Here is a 19,153-nt window from a genome sequence, read left to right as displayed (position 1 = left end):
TACAAACTGTACTTGCTAAATGTGGTAGGTTAAATTAACATAAAAAAGGCTGACCCATTAGTCAACCTTAATAGTTTTGTTGTTTTGTTTTGTTACATTTTAAATGCATGGTAGCTAAATTTCTGACCTACAACTGAAATATCGGCCATCAAACCTGCTTTTGGCATCGTTAATACAATGACACCATCGCTATAATTAGTGTTTTGTGACACACCTTTATCTACAGCTACAGCTGATGTTTCAGCGCCAAATTCATAATTTCCATTTTTAAAATTTGCTAAAGCTTCATCGGTTTCAAAGAAAATAACTTCAACAATGGCTTGACCACCAGCTTTAAAGCCAACGCTTAATTCTTTTAAGTCTGCCATTCCAATGGCTTTACCATTTTCGTACACAACGCCATTTCCACTGGCTCCTCCAATAATTAAGCCGCCTTTACCTACATTAGGAAAGATAACATACCCAGAAGCGTTTGAGAAAAATTTTTCGAATCCAGCATCTTTTTCCATAATCATGGATTTAGCATGCTCGGCATCTTTCATTATTTTTTTGTCTTTGTCGTTTTGTGCAGCAGTACCAAACGTTATCAAAAGTAAGCTTACTGCTATAAGTGTTTTAAGTGTTTTCATAATTATTATTTTAATTATTAATAACCTAAAATTACGTTTATAATAACATTAAAAATGCCACAAAAGATAAAATCCTTATCGTAAATACATTATAAAAAGCATAAAAACTGACAATTGGTAATGAAAAATCCATATTTAAATATGGATTTCCTAAAAGACTACTATTTCCAAATTTTTTTCATGAGAACATATAGACCATATTTGCCAGCAACATTCATTAATGTACTTATCCAGTTTGAAGGTTTCAAATCTTCCTTAAATTCTGTTTTAAGAAGCTTCATTTCTTCTAAAGCAATTTTTCGTTCTAAATCCAATCGTTTCAAATCGGACTCTATTTCAGTAAAAGACTGGTAGTTTCTCATAATTTAAGAATCAAAAAATTTAGGGGAAAGACTCTTAATAATAATTTTATTAATAAAGGCTCGTTTCCAATAAAGAATACCTGTTGTTAATATAAAAACACCAGCAACGATAAGATAACCTAAAGCCAAATGGCCCAGCCACTCACCAATAGCTAACGCTACTGAAAAAGCTAAAAATAACAAACCTATGGCCAACAAACCACCAATAACTATGGCTTTCGCCACCATACTTATAGAGACGGTTAATTGTTGAAAAATTTTAAGTTTGTAATACTCTTGAGATTTCTCAATATAAGTTTGTCCTGCATCAGTTATTTTACTGGTAGTTTCATTTAATGACTCGAAAATATTCATTTAAATTATGATTTTTGGAACTTTTTATTTTTAGCTTTTAAGTCGCTTAATTTTTGTTCTAAACTCGTGATAATATCCTCGGTCTTATGACTTACATTACTAACAATTGCTTCTAATTGGTGATCAAAATCTTCCTTTTTATTAGAAACTGTATCAGCAACTTTATCTCTTAAATGATGAGCGCTTTCACTCATTTTATCACGAGCATTTCCAGCTTCATCAGCAATACGCTGTCTTGTATTAGATCCTTTATCTGGTGCAAATAAAATTCCTAGAGTTACGCCAATGGCAGTCCCTGCTAATATGCCTAATAATGTACTACTCTCTTTTCCCATTTTATTTTATTTTAGTTAATTGATTAAAACCTCAAACCCATTTTATATTTAATGGATTTACTACTAATTTAAGAAAATATTATCTTAATTAGGTAATTATACAACAGAATAAATGTGTCTTTGTAACATACGTTTCCTCTTTCCTATTCTATAAAACAAAAAAGCTTGAGTAAAATACTCAAGCTTTTTTATAATAACTGTTTAAAATATTTTATTTAATAGATATCAACTCTAATTCAAAAGTTAAATCTTGACCCGCTAAAGGATGGTTTCCATCAACAATGATGTGATCATCGTTAACAGCAGCAACACGAAACTGGTGTTCAGTGCCATCAGGGTTTTTAGACGCTAGACCCATACCTACTTCCGGTTTGATATCTTGAGGTAATTGATCCTTTTTAACTTCGTGAAACAATTCTTTTTGAACGTCTCCGTAAGCTTCGTTTTTATCAATTACAACTGTTTTCTTGTCACTAACTTTCATATCTAAAACTGCTTTTTCAAAACCAGGAATTAGCATACCTTGACCAAGTGTGAATTCTAAAGGTTCTCTATCAGCAGAACTATCAAAAACTTGACCACTACTTAATTTTCCTGTGTAATGAACTTGTACAGTATCATTTTCTTTTACATGACTCATAAAAATGTATTTAATTTTAAAATTAACGCAAAACTAACAATTATTAGTGGGAATACCATAGAAGCCCAACGTCTTATAATAAAATTAACGTTTAAATTTCCAATAAGAAAGCAAGAAAAAAATTTAGTTTGAACATAATTAAACAAAAAATAACTAAATTTAATCAAGAAAGCACCAACGGTATCTAAATGAGAAACTCAACAATACTTCTTTTTTTTATTTTATCACTTATTATTGTTAACAAGGGTTTTTCTCAAAATGACAAAAAAAATGTATTAAGAGATTCATTAGATAATAAAATTGATTTTAGTGATTTTTTGTTAAACCCAAAAGGCTTTATTCCATTAATTCAACCTATTACAGAGCCTGCTTTAGGAAATATAGGCGGTGTCATTACGCCTATTTTTATTAGCCCAAATAAAAACCAAATTGAAGGTAGATACACACCACCTAATATTACCTCATTATTTGGCGGCTACACTGCAAATGACACATGGATGGTAGGCGCTTTTAGAATGGCCAACTTACCAAAATATGGCTTAAAATATCAAGCTATGATGGCTTATTCATCTGTTAATATTGATTTTTACAGAACAGTACCTATAGTTGGTGAGAAACAATTTGCATTTAATTTCAAAGCACTTCCTATACTACTTTCTATTATGAAAGAAATTAATAACACGGGCTTGTTTATAGGAATTGAGTATTTATTTCTTAAAAACGAGGTTACCCCAAAATTTGACTTTGAATCGTTACCTAATTTTTTAGATGAAAAATCGTTAAAAACCACATTAAGTAGTCCTGGAATTGCGTTAGAGTTTGATAACCGTGATAACATTTTTACACCAGACACTGGTTTTTTGGTAAATGCAACATATCATTTTAATGCAGAATGGACTGGAAGTGATTACAACTTTAGCAATTTAGAACTCTCCACTCAATATTATCACAAATTTATACCACAATTGGTAAGTGGTTTTCGTTGGGCATCTGAATTTCAGTTTAATGAATCACCTTTTTATACCGAACCCTATATTAATTTGCGTGGTGTTCCTAAAATGCGCTATCAAGGAAGGTCTACTCATTTAATTGAAACCGAACACCGCTTTGATTTCACAATGCGCTGGAGTCTTATTGGGTTTGGTGGATTAGCTAAAGCTGTTAAGGAAAATGAGTCCTTCGCGGAATCGGATTTAATTTATAATTATGGAACTGGTTTTAGGTATTTAATTGCTCGTAAATTTAAAATCCGAATGGGCGTAGATGTTGCTTGGTCTAATAATGATTTTGGTTATTACATTATATTTGGATGCGCTTGGAATAACAGAAAATAATTTTCGGGATGGTGATTCATGCCAGCAATACCTTTCTTTTCGAATAAATGAGCCTCCAAACATGACTTCATTCGTCTAGAAAATGGAAATAGAAAAAATTCCTATCGATTAGCTACGCTGATTCTGAAGAGGAATCATTGCTCAATTAAGCCTAAACTGCTGGTGCTGGTGACACCTTTTTATACCATGACTTTCGTTTGTCTAACAATGACGACATCAAGGTATAAAAAAAGCCTAAAATCCATTCAGATTTTAGGCTTCCTTGGTCGGGGTGGCAGGATTCGAACCTGCGACCTCCGCGTCCCAAACGCGGCGCGATAACCGGGCTACGCTACACCCCGAATTGGTTATCTTATTAGTTTTAAAAATAGACTTTCTAAAACCGAGGTGCAAATATATAGCTTTTCTTTAGAATCATGCAATAAAATTTTTTTAAATTTATAGATATATTACATTAAACATGAAATCACGCTTTTACATACTTTTATACTTACTAGCCATTACTACATTATCTTGCGCACAGGACAAAAATCCTATAAATAAATCCCACGATTATCAGGTAATTGTTCCAGATTTAAATATTCCATGGGGCTTTGTTTTTTTACCAGACAATACCATACTGATAACCGAAAAATCAGGAGAACTTATTCATTTTAAAAATGGTAAGAAAACACTTATCAAGGGACTTCCTGAAATTCATGTTTACGGACAAGGCGGTTTAATGGATGTTGCACTTCACCCAGATTATAAAACAAATGCATGGATATATTTTTCATACGCTTCATCAGGAGGTGTCGGAAACGGTGGACATACAGCTATAGCACGAGCAAAATTAAAAAACAACGCTTTAACTGATTTTCAAGTTTTATACAAAGCCACTCCAAACACAAAAGCTGGTCAGCATTTCGGATCACGTATGGTGTTTGATAAAGATAATTTTTTATTTTTTTCCATTGGCGATCGAGGTGAACGGGATATTAATCCTCAAGATGTAACCCTGGATGGCGGAAAAATATATCGTTTACATGATGACGGAACGATTCCTGAAAACAACCCATTCGTACAGTCACCAAATGCAAAAAAGGCTATTTACTCCTATGGGCATCGTAATCCACAAGGTATGGCAATTCATCCAGAAACTAGAGCAATTTGGAGTCATGAACACGGACCAAAAGGTGGCGATGAAATTAACATTATTGAAGGAGGCCACAATTACGGTTGGCCTAAAGTAACATATGGTAAAAATTATTCTGGTACGGAAATCACAGATAAAACCACCTTACCAGGTTTAACTCAACCTATCCATTATTGGGACCCCTCCATTGCACCAAGTGGTATGGCTTTTATTTCCAGTAATGTTTATCCAAAATGGAAGGGCAATCTACTCGTTGGTTCTCTAAAATTTCAATATTTAGATTTGTGCTATTTAAAAGGAAAAAAAATTATAAAAGAAGAGCGCTTATTAGATGGTTTAGGTCGAGTAAGATCAGTTGTTCTAGGCCCTGATGGTTATATTTATGCTGGTATAGAAAACTTGGGAATTGTAAAAATTATTCCAAAATAAATTCAAATTAGTTATAGTTGAATAAGTTTAAATAAATCAACCAATAAATTCCATAGTAAATAACTAAATTTGTAACCATAACTAAAAAAATAATTCATGCTTATTATTGGTATAGCTGGCGGTACAGGCTGTGGAAAAACAACCGTAGTTAATCAGATTCTTGATCAACTTCCAGAAGGTGAAGTTGGCGTCATCTCTCAAGATTCATATTATAAAGACACAACACATTTGTCCTTTGATGAACGTGTAAAAATTAACTTTGATCATCCACGATCCATTGATTTTGAATTATTAGAATCGCATTTAAAAGAATTAAAAAAAGGAAATGATATTCATCAACCGGTTTATTCTTTCATAAAGCATAACCGAACAGGCGATACTATTTTAACACACCCTAGAAAGGTAATGATTGTTGAAGGTATTTTAATCCTAACCAATCCAGAATTACGAGAAATGTTTGATATTAAAATATTTGTTCATGCTGATAGTGATGAGCGTTTAATACGTCGTTTGAAACGAGATATCTCTGAACGTGGTCGTGATTTAGATGAAGTTTTAAGCCGCTACCAAAACACATTAAAACCCATGCATCAACAATTCATTGAGCCTATGAAAGAATATGCAGATATTATAATTCCAAACAATAAATATAACACCGTAGCAGTCGATATCGTTAAAACCATTATCAATCAACGTTTAGTGTAATGGCCAAGCTCAACTATAAATATGTAAAACCTTTTAAGAATATTTTTTTCTTAATCGTTTTAGTTTTTGCTGTTTGGATGCTATTTTTTGATGCCAATTCCTATTTAATTCACCACGAATTAAATACTGAAATCGAAGAACTTGAAACAGAAAAAGAATATTACAATAGAGAAATTGAAAAAGACAAAAAAGCTATAAAAGAATTAAGTAACGATTTGGGTGTTGAAAAATTAGCACGCGAAAAATATTACATGAAGAAAGCCAATGAAGAAATCTTTATAATAGAATATGAAGATAGTATTCCAAAAGAAAATAAAAATGACTAAACCTTTATTTAGCGAGTTTCCTGAAGTATCTTCAAAAGAATGGAAACAAAAAATTCAATCCGATTTAAAAGGCGCCGATTATAACGAAACACTTATTTGGCAGTCAAACGAAGGGATTAATGTGAAGCCATTTTATCATCAAGATACTTTAAAAACCACCTCAATTAATGCCATTCCACAAACATCATGGAATATTTGCCAAACTATATTTGTACAGCAAATAGAAATTGCTAACGGCATTGCTGTTTCTGCTTTAAAGCATGGTGCAGAAAGTATCCATTTTATTATTCCTGACGATTCCATTTCTATTGAAAACCTCCTCAAAAATATTGATATACAAAAAACCACCATCTTTTTTGAATTACAATTTTTATCTGAAGCCTTTGTTGAAAAAATCATGGATTTTGGTACTAACAGTCAAATCATTGTTCAAACAGATATAATAGGAAATTTAGCACAATCTGGTAATTGGTTCACCAATTTGGAAGCAGACCATAAAGCTTTACAAAACATCGTAAAACTAACCAACTCCATTACAGTTAATACAACTTTGTATCAAAACGCTGGCGCCAATATGGTACAACAATTAGCCTATGCCTTATCGCATATTAATGAATATTTCAATCAGTTACACGAACACTTATCAGTGTCCGAAAAACAATCATTTACAGCTGTTTTTCGTTTAGCAATCGGTTCCAATTACTTTTTTGAAATAGGAAAAATTCGTGCCTTACGCGTTTTATATCAATCGTTGGCAACCGAATATGATTTTAATACCGAATGCCATGTTTTTACAACACCAACTAAACGTAACAAAACGATTTACGATTACAATACCAACATGCTTCGTACAACTACAGAATGTATGAGCGCAATTTTAGGAGGTGCCAACACCATTTATAACATGCCATATGATGCTATTTACCATAAAAACAACGAGTTTGGTGATCGGATTGCACGCAACCAACTCCTTATTTTAAAGCATGAAAGTTATTTAGATCAAGTTAAAAACCCTTCAGAAGGTTCCTACTACATTGAAACGTTAACCAATCAATTAGCCGAAAAAGGACTGGAGCTTTTTAAAGATATTGAAGCCAATGGCGGTTTTCTAAAGCAGTTAAAAGAAGGTACCATTCAACGTAAAATAAAAGAAAGTGCTATCAAAGAGCAGGAGCAATTTGATACTGGAAAAATCACCTTACTTGGAACAAATAAACATCCCAATGAATCTGATAAAATGAGTAACGAATTAGAGTTATATCCATTCGTAAAAACCCAATCTCGAAAAACACTCATCGAGCCCATAGTTGAAAAACGACTTGCTGAAAAGTCAGAACAAGACCGTTTAAAAACCGAAAATTAAAAGTAAACAGATGAAATTAGTTTTAAAGCTTGCCTTTCTTATAGTGAGTATTACTTTCTATAACTGTAAACATGAAGAGTCTTCATTCAGTGATTACAAGTACGCACAAGAAGAACAAGTAATAACTTGTAGTATTCCAGATGCCCAACTTTACAATGAAGCTTTACACTCCTTTGAGGCTGATATTTTAAATTATTATAAACAGAAAAAATCTAATATTAGAAGTGCCTATAATCAATTTTTAATAGCTGTTACCTATAATCAAATTCCATATGAAGCCATTGTAACACCACATACAATGAAGGTTTTAAAAGCATTAAAAAACAAACCTGAATTATGGAATGGTAACAACATGAACTATAACGCACAAGTTTTTAGTTGCTTAACAGATAATTTTGGTAGCAAAGAATTTGCAACTACTATTCAATCTTTAATTAACACCAATAGCATACGCGTTGATATTTTGGCGCCACCAGCAAAAAAATATATAAAGACTATTGATAACGATAAATATTTAGCAACATTTATTGCGTTAAGCATATATTACGCACAATTAGTAGATATTGACCCATCAACTATAACAGAAAAACCTGTAGATGAAATGGACCATTAAGTCCCTAAACACTAGGTTTAAATTTTTCAGTTAATCAAAAATCTTATTATGAGTCGGAAAAACATTCAACATATTCAATTAAATTCAACAGATACGCAACGTAAAAATCAATCCATTGAAACGTTCAATTCCGCGGAAGATATCGCTATACAATCTGTTTATTCTAAAGCAGATATTGCAAATTTGGAACACCTCAATTTTGCTGCGGGCATAACACCAAACCTACGTGGACCTTATAGCACGATGTATGTTAGAAGACCCTGGACTATACGGCAATATGCAGGTTTTTCGACCGCCGAAGATAGTAATGCCTTCTATAAACGAAATTTAGCCGCCGGACAAAAAGGGCTATCCGTAGCATTCGATTTAGCCACACATCGTGGTTACGATTCAGACCATGAGCGAGTTGTTGGAGATGTTGGAAAAGCAGGCGTTGCTATAGACTCTGTCGAGGATATGAAAATTCTTTTCGATGAAATACCTTTAGATAAAATGAGTGTTTCTATGACTATGAATGGTGCCGTTTTACCAATCATGGCATTTTATATTGTAGCAGCTGAAGAACAAGGTGTGAAACCAGAAGCTCTTGCTGGAACCATCCAAAATGATATTTTAAAGGAATTCATGGTCCGCAATACTTACATTTACCCACCAACGCCTTCCATGAAAATCATTTCAGATATTTTTGAATACACAAGCAAAAATATGCCCAAATTCAATAGCATCAGTATTTCGGGTTACCACATGCAAGAAGCTGGAGCCACCTGCGATATTGAATTGGCCTATACCCTAGCCGACGGATTAGAATATGTTAAAAAGGGAATTGCCGCGGGTATGGATATTGACACCTTTGCACCTCGATTATCATTTTTTTGGGCAATTGGTATGAACCATTTTATGGAAATTGCCAAAATGCGAGCCGCACGAATGCTTTGGGCAAAACTTATAAAACCATTCAACCCTAAAAACGAAAAATCTTTGGCCTTGCGTACGCACTGCCAAACATCGGGTTGGAGCTTAACGGAACAAGATCCGTTTAACAATGTGGCAAGAACAACAATTGAAGCAGCAGCTGCTGCTTTTGGTGGTACACAAAGTTTACACACCAATGCTTTGGATGAAGCTATTGCACTACCAACTGATTTTTCTGCTCGTATTGCTAGAAATACACAAATATACTTACAAGAAGAAACACAAATAACCAAAACTGTCGATCCTTGGGCAGGGAGTTATTATGTAGAAAAGTTAACACATGATATCGCTGAAAAAGCTTGGAAACTTATTGAGGAAGTAGAAGATCTTGGCGGTATGACAAAGGCTATAGAAGCCGGAATACCAAAATTACGAATTGAAGAAGCTGCTGCACGCAAACAAGCTAGAATAGATTCCAATCAAGATATTATTGTGGGTATTAATAAATATAGACTTGCTGAAGAAGCTCCTATTACCACATTAGAAGTGGATAATCAAACAGTAAGAACATCTCAAATTGAACGTTTAAATAGGATTAAGGCTACAAGAGATTCCAAAAAAGTAACAGCAGCATTAGGTCTTTTAACAGCTGCCGCAAAATCAAATCAAGATAATTTATTAGCTTTGGCCGTAGAAGCAGCTCGTGAACGCGCTTCATTAGGCGAAATTAGCGATGCACTTGAAGCAGCTTTCGGACGTTATAAAGCACAAATTAAATCCTTTTCAGGCGTGTATAGTAAAGAAATTAAAGATGATGAGTCTTTCAAAAAAGCTCAAGAATTAGCCGATAAATTTGCAGAACAAGAAGGCAGACGTCCACGAATTATGATAGCTAAAATGGGACAAGATGGTCACGATCGTGGTGCCAAAGTTGTCGCTACGGGCTATGCTGATGTTGGTTTTGATGTGGATATAGGCCCTCTTTTTCAAACACCACAAGAAGCAGCCAAACAAGCTGTTGAAAATGATGTCCATATTTTAGGGGTTTCGTCTTTAGCTGCTGGACATAAAACATTAGTACCACAGGTTATTGATGCCTTAAAAACGTATGGACGTGAAGATATTATGGTTATTGTAGGTGGTGTTATTCCAAAACAAGATTATCAGTATTTATTTGATGCTGGTGCTGTTGCCGTTTTTGGTCCTGGAACAAAAATTAGCGATGCAGCCATACAAATTTTGGACATACTAATTGATTAAAACACCTGATAATCAACACATATTAAACCTAATAATAATTTACATATTTTTAATTCGGATAAATTTGTCTGAATTAAAAATATGTTTTACATTTGTACCATAAAACTAAACTATGTTTTCTAAAGCGTGTGAATACGGCATCAAAGCATCCATTTTTATTGCTTTAAACTCTTACCAAGAGAAACGGGTGAGTTTAAAGGCAATTGCTAAAGAAATTGCTTCGCCTGAAGCATTTACGGCCAAAATTCTGCAAGATTTAGCAAGACATAACATCATTAACTCTGTTAAAGGAGCCCATGGTGGTTTTGAAATAAATAAGAAGCAAATTTCGGAAATTAAATTAGAACAGATCGTAAAGGCTATTGATGGCGATAAAATATATAACGGCTGTGGATTAGGCTTACATACCTGCGATGAAAATCACCCATGTCCAGTACATGATAAATTTAAAGACATCCGTAATGACTTGAAAATCATGCTTGAAACAACAAACCTGGAAGAACTAGCACTTGATATTAAAGCAGGTGCATCCTTTCTAAAGATTTAAAAAAATATTATAAAAAAATTTAATTATAAATAGGATAAAAATATCCGAAATAAAAATAAGAGTATGGAAACATTACATAAAAACTTGAGTAAACCCATTGGTGAATTTGTTGCCGATGACTTCAGAACCGCTGCCGTATTTAGTAACTATGGAATAGATTTTTGCTGTAAAGGACACCGAACTGTTGAAGAAGTTTGTAATAAAAATGGTGTAAACCCTGATGAATTATTAAATAAACTAGACGCCGTTTTAAATTCTAACAGTAATAATGCAATTGACTATAAATCCTGGCCTCTAGATTTACTTGCAGATTATATTGAGAAAACTCACCACCGATATGTTGAAGAAAAAATTCCTGTACTGCGCCAGTTTTTAGATAAACTATGTCGCGTTCATGGAGGTAATCATCCGGAGTTATTTAAAATTAATGAACTCTTTACAGGTAGTGCTGGTGAATTGTCTGCACATATGAAAAAAGAAGAATTAATACTTTTTCCATTCATTAAAAAAATGGTAAAGGCCTCATTAGATGGTCAAGCTATTGAAGCACCACATTTTGGAACCGTTGAAAACCCAATTGCTATGATGATGGAAGAACATGACAATGAAGGCGAACGATTTAGAAAAATAGCATTAATAACAAATAATTATACACCTCCAGCAGATGCATGTAATACGTATAAAGTAACGTTTGCTATGTTAGAGGAGTTTGAGAAGGATTTACATCTGCATATCCACTTGGAAAATAACATCTTATTCCCAGAAGCTGCCAAATTGGAGCAGCGCTTTTTCGCAGAATAAATTAATAGCACTTGTTATTTTCAATAACTGGAAGTTAAAGTAATTTATCTTCCAGTTTTACTAAAATTAGTAGTTAATAGTTTGTTTAATTTTACACGTCTCTTGTTAATTTTACAAATACATATTTTATTAGAGGGAATATTTATTGTAAGTTATGGTTTCAACAAGAGACGTGTTTTTTTATTTAAAACCTATTAATGAATGCCTAAAAACCGAGTCCTAATCTGTTTAGTCAATTTCTTAATTGCAGCGCTAATGGGTTTAACGTTGCGCTATGTATCTGTAAATCCTATTGCTATTAATTATCGGTTTCTTACTCATGCTCATTCTCATGTTGCTATGTTGGGCTGGGCATATTTAATGTTGTATACTCTTTTTTCTTATTATTTTGTTTCAGAAAATAAACTGATTTATACTAAATTGTTTTGGGTGACACAGATTGCTGTTATTGGTATGATGATTAGTTTTCCGCTTCAAGGGTATGCTGCTATCTCAATTGGCTTTTCAACATTACATATTTTTTGTAGTTATTACTTTGTGTATCTGATTTGGAAAGATCTGCACATTCAAAACATACTTGTAAAACATGTAGTTAAAGCATCATTAATATTCATGGTATTGTCCACTTTTGGTGTTTGGTGTTTAGGTCCAGCCGTTGGTTTATTAGGTCAAGCATCTGCTTTTTATCAAATTGCAATTCAGTTTTTTTTAAACTTTCAATTTAATGGCTGGTTCCTCCTTGGCGTTGTAGCCATAGCCTGCCATCAATTACAGATTGAATGGTCCGAAAACGCAAAAGCATTCTTTAAATACATTATTTTAGCTACTATTTTAACCTTTGCTTTACCAATACAATGGTTTGCAAACCATCTACTACTCTATTGGATTAACGGGTTAGGCATCTTCTTACAAATCGTTTCACTTTACTATTTTATAAAAATTATAAAACCTAAATTTCAAACTTTTAAAGACAACTCACCTAAACTGGTAATTAGGATGTATCAGTTTTCGTTAGGATGTTTTATAACTAAAATAGCCTTGCAAACTTTATCTATAATTCCACAATTTTCATCAGAATTATTTGAACATCACAATTTTATTATTGGGTTCATTCACTTAACTATGTTAGGTGTTATAAGTGGTTTTTTATTTGCCTTTTTAATACAGTCTAAAACTATTCAACCAAGTCCTTATATTTCTATTGGATTACCCTTATTTTTACTTGGTTTTATTTTAACCGAAACTATTTTATTTATTCAAGGTGCTTTTTACTATTTAGGTATTGGCCTTTTACCCAATTATTATCTAATTTTATTTGTAGTCAGTATGCTCCTTCCCGTTAGTATAGCACTTATTTTAATCAGTTATTTTAAACAAAAACATTATGGAACAGAAACCTCTTAAACGTCATAAAGCTTTGCAGCCATTGAGTAGAGAACATCATCATGGTTTATTATTATCCTGGAAAATAAGATCTGGCTTTAGTAAAAACGTATCAGCTGACCGTATAAAATCCTACGCAGACTGGTTTTTTGAAAATCATTTAATTCCTCATTTTGAATTAGAAGAAACTGAAATATTTACCATTCTAGATTCCGATAATGAGTTAGTAAAAAAAGCGCTAGCAGATCATAGACGTTTAAAACGTTTATTTACCAAAGAGCCTAATTTAGAAAAATCATTAAATAAAATTGAAGAAGAATTGGAGAAACATATCCGTTTTGAGGAACGCATTTTATTTCCTGAAATTCAAAAAGTGGCTTCAGAAGCGCAGCTTCAATATATTGAAAAAATTCACCAGCCAGAATCTTTTAAAGACAATATAACTGATGAATTTTGGAAATAAACGAATAGTCAACTAAACTATTAACCGAACACATTGTTGCTATTCGCTAAATTTTAAATTTGTTTTAAATAAACTAGGTTTTATAGTAATCATAGCCCAAGCCCAATTATTTGTTGCATGCGGATTTCCGCCTTTTAAAACAGCCATGCTTTCTGTTGCAAACATTTGAGAATAGCCTGCTTGAAAACTCACACTTTTTGTCCATTTGTAAGTTATTGTAGCATCAATTTCGGTACCTAAATAGGAATCCATTTCATTATTTAATGAATTGGTTATTGTTGCAGCAGATGAAAACATGTGTGGCATTACGGAAACTGAAAACGTTTCAGTACTATATGTTAGATTGGCATATACATCAACCAGCCCAACAGAATTAATATGGTTTCCAACATAAAAATAATCCATCAAACCATTAAACTTATGGTTGGTTCCATACCATGGGTTAAAGGAATTAATATGGGAGTTGGTTGCATCCATATCGGTTCCTGAAAGATACTCAACACCCAAACCTGGTTTTAATCCATTTTTAAAAGTGTAAGATCCATAAATGGAGGCGTTATAAGCTTGAACCTTTCGGTTAGCAATTTTTCCTGTCTGAAAATACAGTGATGCTTCTACATTAAACGGACTTGGATCCAGTTTTGCATGCGCACCAAATGTTTGGTTATAGTCTACTTCTTGTTTACCATTTTCTATAAAAGCCAATCCGTTATTAAGTGCTAAAACACTTAAATCTAATGGTGATAGCTTTGTGTGATACCAAATGTATTGCATGGACTTGTAGTTATTTAACGTGTAAATAGTTTCAAAAACACTTTCTGAATTGGCATTAAGCGCTAAACCCAATTCAAATTGGTTGTTAGAATTTGGTTTATAAATTGCCAATAAAGCATCATGACTTCTAGCCTGTTGTGCCCAACCAACAGCTCCAAATATTCGTTCGTCATCATAAGAGATTTCCTGTCGTCCTAATTTCAATGAGAATTTTGGTGTTAATAGTAATTCTGCCCAAGCTTCATGGATGGCTGTTCCATTATTATCAGCGGTATTTAAAGTAGGTACATCACCCCAAACACGCACATCTTGAATACTGATATAGGCATTGATTTTCTCACTACCATAAGCGAAATTTAATCGGGTTCGTTGCGATACAAAAGAGGCAGCGTCCAGCGAATCCACCTTCAAGGTTTTGTAGCCATGTCTGTATTCAAAGCGAGGTCTAACCGCTGCTGAAATTTCAAAATTTTGAGCAAAAAGGGTCTGTTTCATTACTCCAAGGAGTATGACAATTACAATTCTTTTCATACGATTCTCATTTACATTGCATGACGATTTACATGCCAGAAAACTTATTTCATTTATGGGGTTACTTGCAAAATTGTTTGGATTGTTTCCTTATTATCAACTCCCAAACCTTCTTGTTGATGCATCAGTTCTCCTTGCGCATTGAAAACCGAAATAATATTGGAGTGTGAAAAATCTATCGGTGAAATTTCTTTATACTTAACAGATAATACATTAGCAAATTCTCTAACACTGCTTTCAGTTCCTTGCAAAAACGTCCATTGTTCATCATCCATAATATTTTCTACAGCAAAAGCTTTTAAACGTTCTGGTGTGTCCGTTTCTGGGTCAATACTTACCATAACAAATTGGATATCTTTAATTTTGTTATCAGGAATTTGAGCTTCAATATTTCTCATGTCAGCAACTAACCTTGGACAAGCTGCTTTACATGATGTATAAATCATAACCATAACCAAGGTTTTTCCTTTTAAATCTTCCAAGTGGATTACTTGGTTTTCTTCTGTGTGCCATTGAGATGTTAAATTGAAAATTGATGCATCTGAAATACCTTCATTGATAGTTTTTTTTAAAGTGTTATCTACTGCTTTTAAGTCCATTTTACAAATAGGGCAGCTACCAAATTCATGATATGTTTTATCACCCTCACATTGCATAGGGCATTGGTATACTTCGGTAATTTGAGCTGAACTTTTTTTATCTGATTGGCAACTTTCTAACGCTAGAATAGCAAAAAGTGATACCATAATATATTTTAGTGTTTTCATTTTTAATTTATTTTGTTGGTATCTTTCACACAGCGAAAGCCCAAATTTTTCATGGAATATTTTGCTTTTAAACTCCCGCGAATTGCATAACGCATAAAAGCGGCATAATTCATTAAATCGGTTGCGTTTACGGCAGCACTTCCACAAAATAAATTGCTGTCTTTATCTACGTCCTTGCGAGATTCGCCTGTAATTAATACCGAATTAAAATCCATAGTCCACTCCCAAACTAGGCCATGTAAATCGTGCACTCCCCAAACATTTTTAGGATTTTGTCCAATGGAATTTTCGTTAGACCTTGGAGCTTCATACCATGCTAATATTTGCTCATTATATGATGGTTTTACACGAGCATCTTTAGTTGTTTGGTCTGCCATTGCAACATACTCCCATTCGTCTACAGTAGGTAACCGTTTGCCTTGACATTCACAATAGTCTTTAGCAGCAAACCAAGAAACATAGGTTACTGGACTGTTAGGGTGTTCAGAATCTTTAAACTCTAAATCGTTTTTCCAATTAGCCAAGTAGCTTTTATCGGTAAACAATTTTAAGGCTTTAGATTTTTGCCACTTTGGATATTTTGTTACAAAATCCATGTATTCAGAATTCGTAACCGGATAAATATCCATTTCAAAATCCTTAACTTCCACAACGGTTGAATCTCTTCCGTAAAGGGGAATATAACGGCTTCCCTCAATGAATACCATGCCTTCAGATTGTGCAAAAACAACCGATTGAAAAACTAATAAAACAAGTAACAATCTAAAGGCCTGGGTTTTCATAATTATTATTTTTGATTTTTAACTTTCATTACCATTTCTTTTGTAACCACTTTTTTAGAGTTACCCCAACTATTATACACATAGGTTAAAACGTTAGCAACTTCATCTGGAGATAAGGTTTGTCTGGTCATTACACTATTGTATTTTTCACCATTAACAGTTATTTCTCCAGTTAATCCGTGAAGTACAACACCAATAGCGCGATCTACATCTGCATTGAGATAATCTGATTTAGCCAAAGGCGGAAATGCATTTGGCACACCTTGACCCTCTGCTTGATGGCAAGCAAAGCATGTTTGCATATAGGTTTGCTTACCATATTCCATTTGCTCTTCAAATGATTTAGCTGGAATCTCGGATTCTACGATTTCGTCTGTAGTTGGCATACTTTGAATGCCTGGTCCTTCTGGTAAATAAATATCATCACGAATTTCGCCAGAATAAATTTTAGTATCCTCTTCACCTTCTACTTTCAACATCCCTAAAGCACCTTTGTTAAAAGCTCTAAATATGGAGTGATCTACTAGAATAAAGGTTCCAGGAACATCAACGCGAAACTCAACAATAGCAGCACCACCAGCAGGAACCAATGTTGTTTGAACATTTTCGTTTATCATATCGCCACCTTCTACATGTACTTTATCAAATATTTCTCCAATTACATGAAATGAAGATACCAGATTTGGTCCACCATTACCAACAAACAAACGAACCGTTTCTCCTACTTTTGCTGTAATAGCATTATCGCCTGTTAAGGCACCCACTTTACCATTAAAAACCACATAATCTGCTTTTTCATCAACCGCTTTTTGCATATCAAAAGGCTGTAAACCACGTTCACCATTAGCGCCTTTGGTATAAAAATCGCCTTGCATTATGTAGTATTCTTTATCTACTGGAGGTAACCCTCCTTCTGGCTCTACCAATATCAAACCATACATACCATTTGCTATATGCATTCCAACTGGAGCAGTTGCACAGTGATACACATACAATCCTGGATTTAATGTTTTAAAAGAAAAAACTTTTTCATGACCTGGCGCCACAAATGAAGACTCTGCTCCGCCTCCTGGTCCCGTTACAGCATGTAAATCGATATTGTGAGGTAATTTATTATCTGGGTGGTTTTGTAAATGAAATTCGACTTCATCTCCTACACGTGTTCGTATAAAACTACCTGGAACGGTACCTCCAAATGTCCAATACACATATTTTACACCATCGGTCATTTCTCCTTCTTCTTCCAATATCTCCATTTTAACAATCAGTTTTTTTGCTTTTCTTGCTCCAACAGGAGTAGGCACATGTGGTGGTGATGTTAATTCCGCAATCATTTCCTGACTAACTGGAATATCTTCCGCTTTATCATAAACTGTTTTCTCGTTGTTCATGCATCCCATTAAAAATACTGTAAAAACCAACAATAAAATCATTGGATAAACGCGATTCATACTTTTTTGTGTTTTCATAATCGTATAATAATTAATTAGTGTTTTCATTTTGCTTTAATTCGGATAACTTTATCCTAATTACAGTTCAAAGATAAATAACCATGTAAGCCTGTAATATGATAATTATCAGTTTTTAAGTTTTTAAGTTTTTAAGTTTTTAAGTTTTTAAGTTTTTAAATTAAAACTAATTGAAAATTTTTCAAAGTTTAATCAGTTCATATAGATGAACGGCCACTAATTTTACAATTTCTTTAACAATTTATTTTAGAGATTTTTTTCTGTTTGAAGCACCTTATATTATGATTTATTATAAAATATAAAGCAGGTTTTATATTTTAAACAGCTACCGATAATCCTAAATAACTTTATAAACACATTAAAATCAGTTACCTTAAAAAAAAGGAATCTTGTTTAACGTTTGTTAACAACTTCCATTTTCTAAACCCACAAATAATTGTATTTTTACGCGTAATTAAACCAAATCAATTAATGGGTAAAATAATAGCTATAGCTAATCAAAAAGGCGGTGTTGGAAAGACAACCACTTCAATAAATTTAGCTGCTTCCCTAGGCGTACTTGAAAAAAAAGTACTCCTAATAGATGCCGATCCACAAGCAAATGCAACCTCTGGATTGGGTATTGATGTTGAAAGTGTTGAAATTGGAACCTACCAACTTCTAGAGCATTCCAATATTGCCAAAGAAGCCATAATCAAAACTGATACACCAAATCTGGATGTTATTCCAGCACATATAGATCTCGTTGCTATAGAAATTGAATTAGTAGACAAGGACGAACGTGAGTACATGCTTAAAAAAGCGTTGGGTGATATTGTTAATGACTACGACTATATTCTTATAGATTGTGCACCTTCGTTAGGGTTATTAACATTAAACGCTTTAACAGCAGCTCATGCTGTAATAATTCCTATACAATGTGAATATTTTGCTTTAGAAGGTCTTGGAAAACTTTTAAATACCATAAAAAGTGTGCAAAAGATTCACAATACGGAGTTAGATATTGAAGGTTTACTTCTTACAATGTATGATTCGCGTTTACGCCTATCTAATCAGGTGGTAGAAGAGGTTCAAAAACATTTTAATGATATGGTTTTCCAAACTATTATACAGCGAAATGTGCGTTTAAGTGAAGCACCTAGTTATGGCGAAAGCATTATTAATTATGATGCAGCAAGCAAAGGCGCCACGAATTACTTAAGTTTGGCCAAAGAAATTATTAATAAAAACTCCTAAAAC

At 33.4% G+C, this 19,153-nt stretch carries 21 protein-coding genes and 1 tRNA gene; 12 read left to right on the top strand and 10 right to left on the bottom strand.

All coding sequences use genetic code 11. The annotated features are described in order from the left end of the window. Positions 1-92: 92 nt before the first annotated feature. From BM239_RS09230 to BM239_RS09210, 5 genes are all read right to left on the bottom strand, one after another. Complete coding sequence (locus BM239_RS09230) at positions 93-629, bottom strand: lipid-binding SYLF domain-containing protein (RefSeq protein WP_092207848.1); 537 nt, start codon at positions 627-629, stop codon at positions 93-95. A gap of 161 nt (positions 630-790) precedes the next feature. Beyond that, entirely contained in the window at positions 791-991 is a 201-nt protein-coding gene (locus BM239_RS09225; protein WP_092207846.1) for a DUF6327 family protein, read from the bottom strand. A 3-nt stretch (positions 992-994) separates the two neighbouring features. Further along, positions 995-1,345, bottom strand: coding sequence for a phage holin family protein (locus BM239_RS09220; RefSeq protein WP_092207844.1), 351 nt, complete (start codon positions 1,343-1,345; stop codon positions 995-997). 5 nt (positions 1,346-1,350) lie between these two features. Then, positions 1,351-1,680: a YtxH domain-containing protein gene (locus tag BM239_RS09215; RefSeq protein ID WP_092207842.1), complete on the bottom strand. Its 330-nt coding sequence runs from the start codon at positions 1,678-1,680 to the stop codon at positions 1,351-1,353. A 211-nt stretch (positions 1,681-1,891) separates the two neighbouring features. After that, positions 1,892-2,320: an FKBP-type peptidyl-prolyl cis-trans isomerase gene (locus BM239_RS09210; RefSeq protein WP_092207840.1), complete on the bottom strand. Its 429-nt coding sequence runs from the start codon at positions 2,318-2,320 to the stop codon at positions 1,892-1,894. Positions 2,321-2,508: 188 nt separating this feature from the next. Between BM239_RS09210 and BM239_RS09205 the strand changes: the two genes are divergently transcribed. Continuing rightward, positions 2,509-3,654: a BamA/TamA family outer membrane protein gene (locus BM239_RS09205; RefSeq protein WP_092207838.1), complete on the top strand. Its 1,146-nt coding sequence runs from the start codon at positions 2,509-2,511 to the stop codon at positions 3,652-3,654. 263 nt (positions 3,655-3,917) lie between these two features. Here the strand turns inward: BM239_RS09205 and BM239_RS09200 are convergent. Beyond that, a tRNA-Pro gene (locus tag BM239_RS09200) sits at positions 3,918-3,995 on the bottom strand. A 119-nt stretch (positions 3,996-4,114) separates the two neighbouring features. On the opposite strand from BM239_RS09200, the gene BM239_RS09195 reads away from it, so the two are divergent. The 10 genes from BM239_RS09195 (at position 4,115) to BM239_RS09150 (ending at position 13,591) form a co-directional block, all read left to right on the top strand. Next, entirely contained in the window at positions 4,115-5,218 is a 1,104-nt protein-coding gene (locus tag BM239_RS09195; RefSeq protein ID WP_092207836.1) for a PQQ-dependent sugar dehydrogenase, read from the top strand. A 96-nt stretch (positions 5,219-5,314) separates the two neighbouring features. After that, a complete protein-coding gene (udk, locus tag BM239_RS09190; RefSeq protein ID WP_092207834.1) occupies positions 5,315-5,923 on the top strand; it encodes a uridine kinase in 609 nt (202 codons plus the stop codon). Further along, positions 5,923-6,249, top strand: coding sequence for an FtsB family cell division protein (locus BM239_RS09185; protein WP_092207832.1), 327 nt, complete (start codon positions 5,923-5,925; stop codon positions 6,247-6,249). Before udk ends, BM239_RS09185 begins: the two co-directional genes overlap by 1 nt. Beyond that, positions 6,242-7,612, top strand: coding sequence for a methylmalonyl-CoA mutase subunit beta (locus tag BM239_RS09180; RefSeq protein WP_092208170.1), 1,371 nt, complete (start codon positions 6,242-6,244; stop codon positions 7,610-7,612). The genes BM239_RS09185 and BM239_RS09180 overlap by 8 nt, the downstream gene beginning before the upstream one ends. A 10-nt stretch (positions 7,613-7,622) precedes the next feature. Further along, on the top strand, positions 7,623-8,225 hold the full coding sequence (locus BM239_RS09175) for a hypothetical protein (RefSeq protein ID WP_092207830.1): 603 nt from the start codon (positions 7,623-7,625) through the stop codon (positions 8,223-8,225). 48 nt (positions 8,226-8,273) lie between these two features. Then, positions 8,274-10,397 (top strand): methylmalonyl-CoA mutase, encoded by a 2,124-nt coding sequence (gene scpA / locus BM239_RS09170; RefSeq protein ID WP_092207828.1) that lies wholly within the window; start codon positions 8,274-8,276, stop codon positions 10,395-10,397. 112 nt (positions 10,398-10,509) lie between these two features. After that, positions 10,510-10,944, top strand: coding sequence for an RrF2 family transcriptional regulator (locus BM239_RS09165; RefSeq protein ID WP_092207826.1), 435 nt, complete (start codon positions 10,510-10,512; stop codon positions 10,942-10,944). A gap of 63 nt (positions 10,945-11,007) precedes the next feature. Continuing rightward, the gene (ric, locus tag BM239_RS09160) at positions 11,008-11,745 is read left to right on the top strand and encodes an iron-sulfur cluster repair di-iron protein (protein ID WP_092207824.1); all 738 of its coding nucleotides are present in this window, start codon (positions 11,008-11,010) and stop codon (positions 11,743-11,745) included. Between the two features lie 201 nt (positions 11,746-11,946). After that, the gene (locus BM239_RS09155; protein ID WP_092207822.1) at positions 11,947-13,149 is read left to right on the top strand and encodes a hypothetical protein; all 1,203 of its coding nucleotides are present in this window, start codon (positions 11,947-11,949) and stop codon (positions 13,147-13,149) included. After that, entirely contained in the window at positions 13,130-13,591 is a 462-nt protein-coding gene (locus BM239_RS09150) for a cation-binding protein (RefSeq protein ID WP_092207820.1), read from the top strand. Before BM239_RS09155 ends, BM239_RS09150 begins: the two co-directional genes overlap by 20 nt. A 39-nt stretch (positions 13,592-13,630) precedes the next feature. Here the strand turns inward: BM239_RS09150 and BM239_RS09145 are convergent, their stop codons facing one another. The 4 genes from BM239_RS09145 to nirK are packed head-to-tail and all read right to left on the bottom strand — an operon-like array spanning position 13,631 to position 17,914. Further along, positions 13,631-14,896: an alginate export family protein gene (locus BM239_RS09145; RefSeq protein ID WP_092207818.1), complete on the bottom strand. Its 1,266-nt coding sequence runs from the start codon at positions 14,894-14,896 to the stop codon at positions 13,631-13,633. A gap of 53 nt (positions 14,897-14,949) precedes the next feature. Then, positions 14,950-15,663 carry an SCO family protein gene (locus BM239_RS09140; protein WP_245758220.1) on the bottom strand — a complete coding sequence of 238 codons (714 nt, stop codon included), beginning with the start codon at positions 15,661-15,663 and terminating at the stop codon, positions 14,950-14,952. Positions 15,664-15,665: 2 nt separating this feature from the next. Further along, positions 15,666-16,445 carry a formylglycine-generating enzyme family protein gene (locus tag BM239_RS09135; RefSeq protein WP_092207816.1) on the bottom strand — a complete coding sequence of 260 codons (780 nt, stop codon included), beginning with the start codon at positions 16,443-16,445 and terminating at the stop codon, positions 15,666-15,668. 5 nt (positions 16,446-16,450) lie between these two features. After that, positions 16,451-17,914 (bottom strand): copper-containing nitrite reductase, encoded by a 1,464-nt coding sequence (gene nirK, locus BM239_RS09130; protein WP_092208166.1) that lies wholly within the window; start codon positions 17,912-17,914, stop codon positions 16,451-16,453. Between the two features lie 471 nt (positions 17,915-18,385). Here nirK and BM239_RS09125 point away from each other — a divergent pair, with 471 nt between their 5' ends. Then, positions 18,386-19,150 carry a ParA family protein gene (locus BM239_RS09125; protein WP_092207814.1) on the top strand — a complete coding sequence of 255 codons (765 nt, stop codon included), beginning with the start codon at positions 18,386-18,388 and terminating at the stop codon, positions 19,148-19,150. Positions 19,151-19,153 lie beyond the last annotated feature (3 nt).

This window comes from Algorimicrobium echini (genome assembly GCF_900115185.1).
GTDB classification, from domain to species: Bacteria; Bacteroidota; Bacteroidia; order Flavobacteriales; family Flavobacteriaceae; genus Algorimicrobium; species Algorimicrobium echini.
Note: the sequence above shows the minus strand (reverse complement) of the source record. Positions and strands in the feature narration are given on the sequence as shown.

Bases quoted from the DNA above. Each gene is read 5' to 3' on its own strand.
- BM239_RS09230 (WP_092207848.1), bottom strand. From the start codon at position 629: ATGAAAACACTTAAAACACTTATAGCAGTAAGCTTACTTTTGATAACG.
- BM239_RS09225 (WP_092207846.1), bottom strand. From the start codon at position 991: ATGAGAAACTACCAGTCTTTTACTGAAATAGAGTCCGATTTGAAACGA.
- BM239_RS09220 (WP_092207844.1), bottom strand. From the start codon at position 1,345: ATGAATATTTTCGAGTCATTAAATGAAACTACCAGTAAAATAACTGAT.
- BM239_RS09215 (WP_092207842.1), bottom strand. From the start codon at position 1,680: ATGGGAAAAGAGAGTAGTACATTATTAGGCATATTAGCAGGGACTGCC.
- BM239_RS09210 (WP_092207840.1), bottom strand. From the start codon at position 2,320: ATGAGTCATGTAAAAGAAAATGATACTGTACAAGTTCATTACACAGGA.
- BM239_RS09205 (WP_092207838.1), top strand. From the start codon at position 2,509: ATGAGAAACTCAACAATACTTCTTTTTTTTATTTTATCACTTATTATT.
- BM239_RS09195 (WP_092207836.1), top strand. From the start codon at position 4,115: ATGAAATCACGCTTTTACATACTTTTATACTTACTAGCCATTACTACA.
- udk (WP_092207834.1), top strand. From the start codon at position 5,315: ATGCTTATTATTGGTATAGCTGGCGGTACAGGCTGTGGAAAAACAACC.
- BM239_RS09185 (WP_092207832.1), top strand. From the start codon at position 5,923: ATGGCCAAGCTCAACTATAAATATGTAAAACCTTTTAAGAATATTTTT.
- BM239_RS09180 (WP_092208170.1), top strand. From the start codon at position 6,242: ATGACTAAACCTTTATTTAGCGAGTTTCCTGAAGTATCTTCAAAAGAA.
- BM239_RS09175 (WP_092207830.1), top strand. From the start codon at position 7,623: ATGAAATTAGTTTTAAAGCTTGCCTTTCTTATAGTGAGTATTACTTTC.
- scpA (WP_092207828.1), top strand. From the start codon at position 8,274: ATGAGTCGGAAAAACATTCAACATATTCAATTAAATTCAACAGATACG.
- BM239_RS09165 (WP_092207826.1), top strand. From the start codon at position 10,510: ATGTTTTCTAAAGCGTGTGAATACGGCATCAAAGCATCCATTTTTATT.
- ric (WP_092207824.1), top strand. From the start codon at position 11,008: ATGGAAACATTACATAAAAACTTGAGTAAACCCATTGGTGAATTTGTT.
- BM239_RS09155 (WP_092207822.1), top strand. From the start codon at position 11,947: ATGCCTAAAAACCGAGTCCTAATCTGTTTAGTCAATTTCTTAATTGCA.
- BM239_RS09150 (WP_092207820.1), top strand. From the start codon at position 13,130: ATGGAACAGAAACCTCTTAAACGTCATAAAGCTTTGCAGCCATTGAGT.
- BM239_RS09145 (WP_092207818.1), bottom strand. From the start codon at position 14,896: ATGAAAAGAATTGTAATTGTCATACTCCTTGGAGTAATGAAACAGACC.
- BM239_RS09140 (WP_245758220.1), bottom strand. From the start codon at position 15,663: ATGAAAACACTAAAATATATTATGGTATCACTTTTTGCTATTCTAGCG.
- BM239_RS09135 (WP_092207816.1), bottom strand. From the start codon at position 16,445: ATGAAAACCCAGGCCTTTAGATTGTTACTTGTTTTATTAGTTTTTCAA.
- nirK (WP_092208166.1), bottom strand. From the start codon at position 17,914: ATGAAAACACAAAAAAGTATGAATCGCGTTTATCCAATGATTTTATTG.
- BM239_RS09125 (WP_092207814.1), top strand. From the start codon at position 18,386: ATGGGTAAAATAATAGCTATAGCTAATCAAAAAGGCGGTGTTGGAAAG.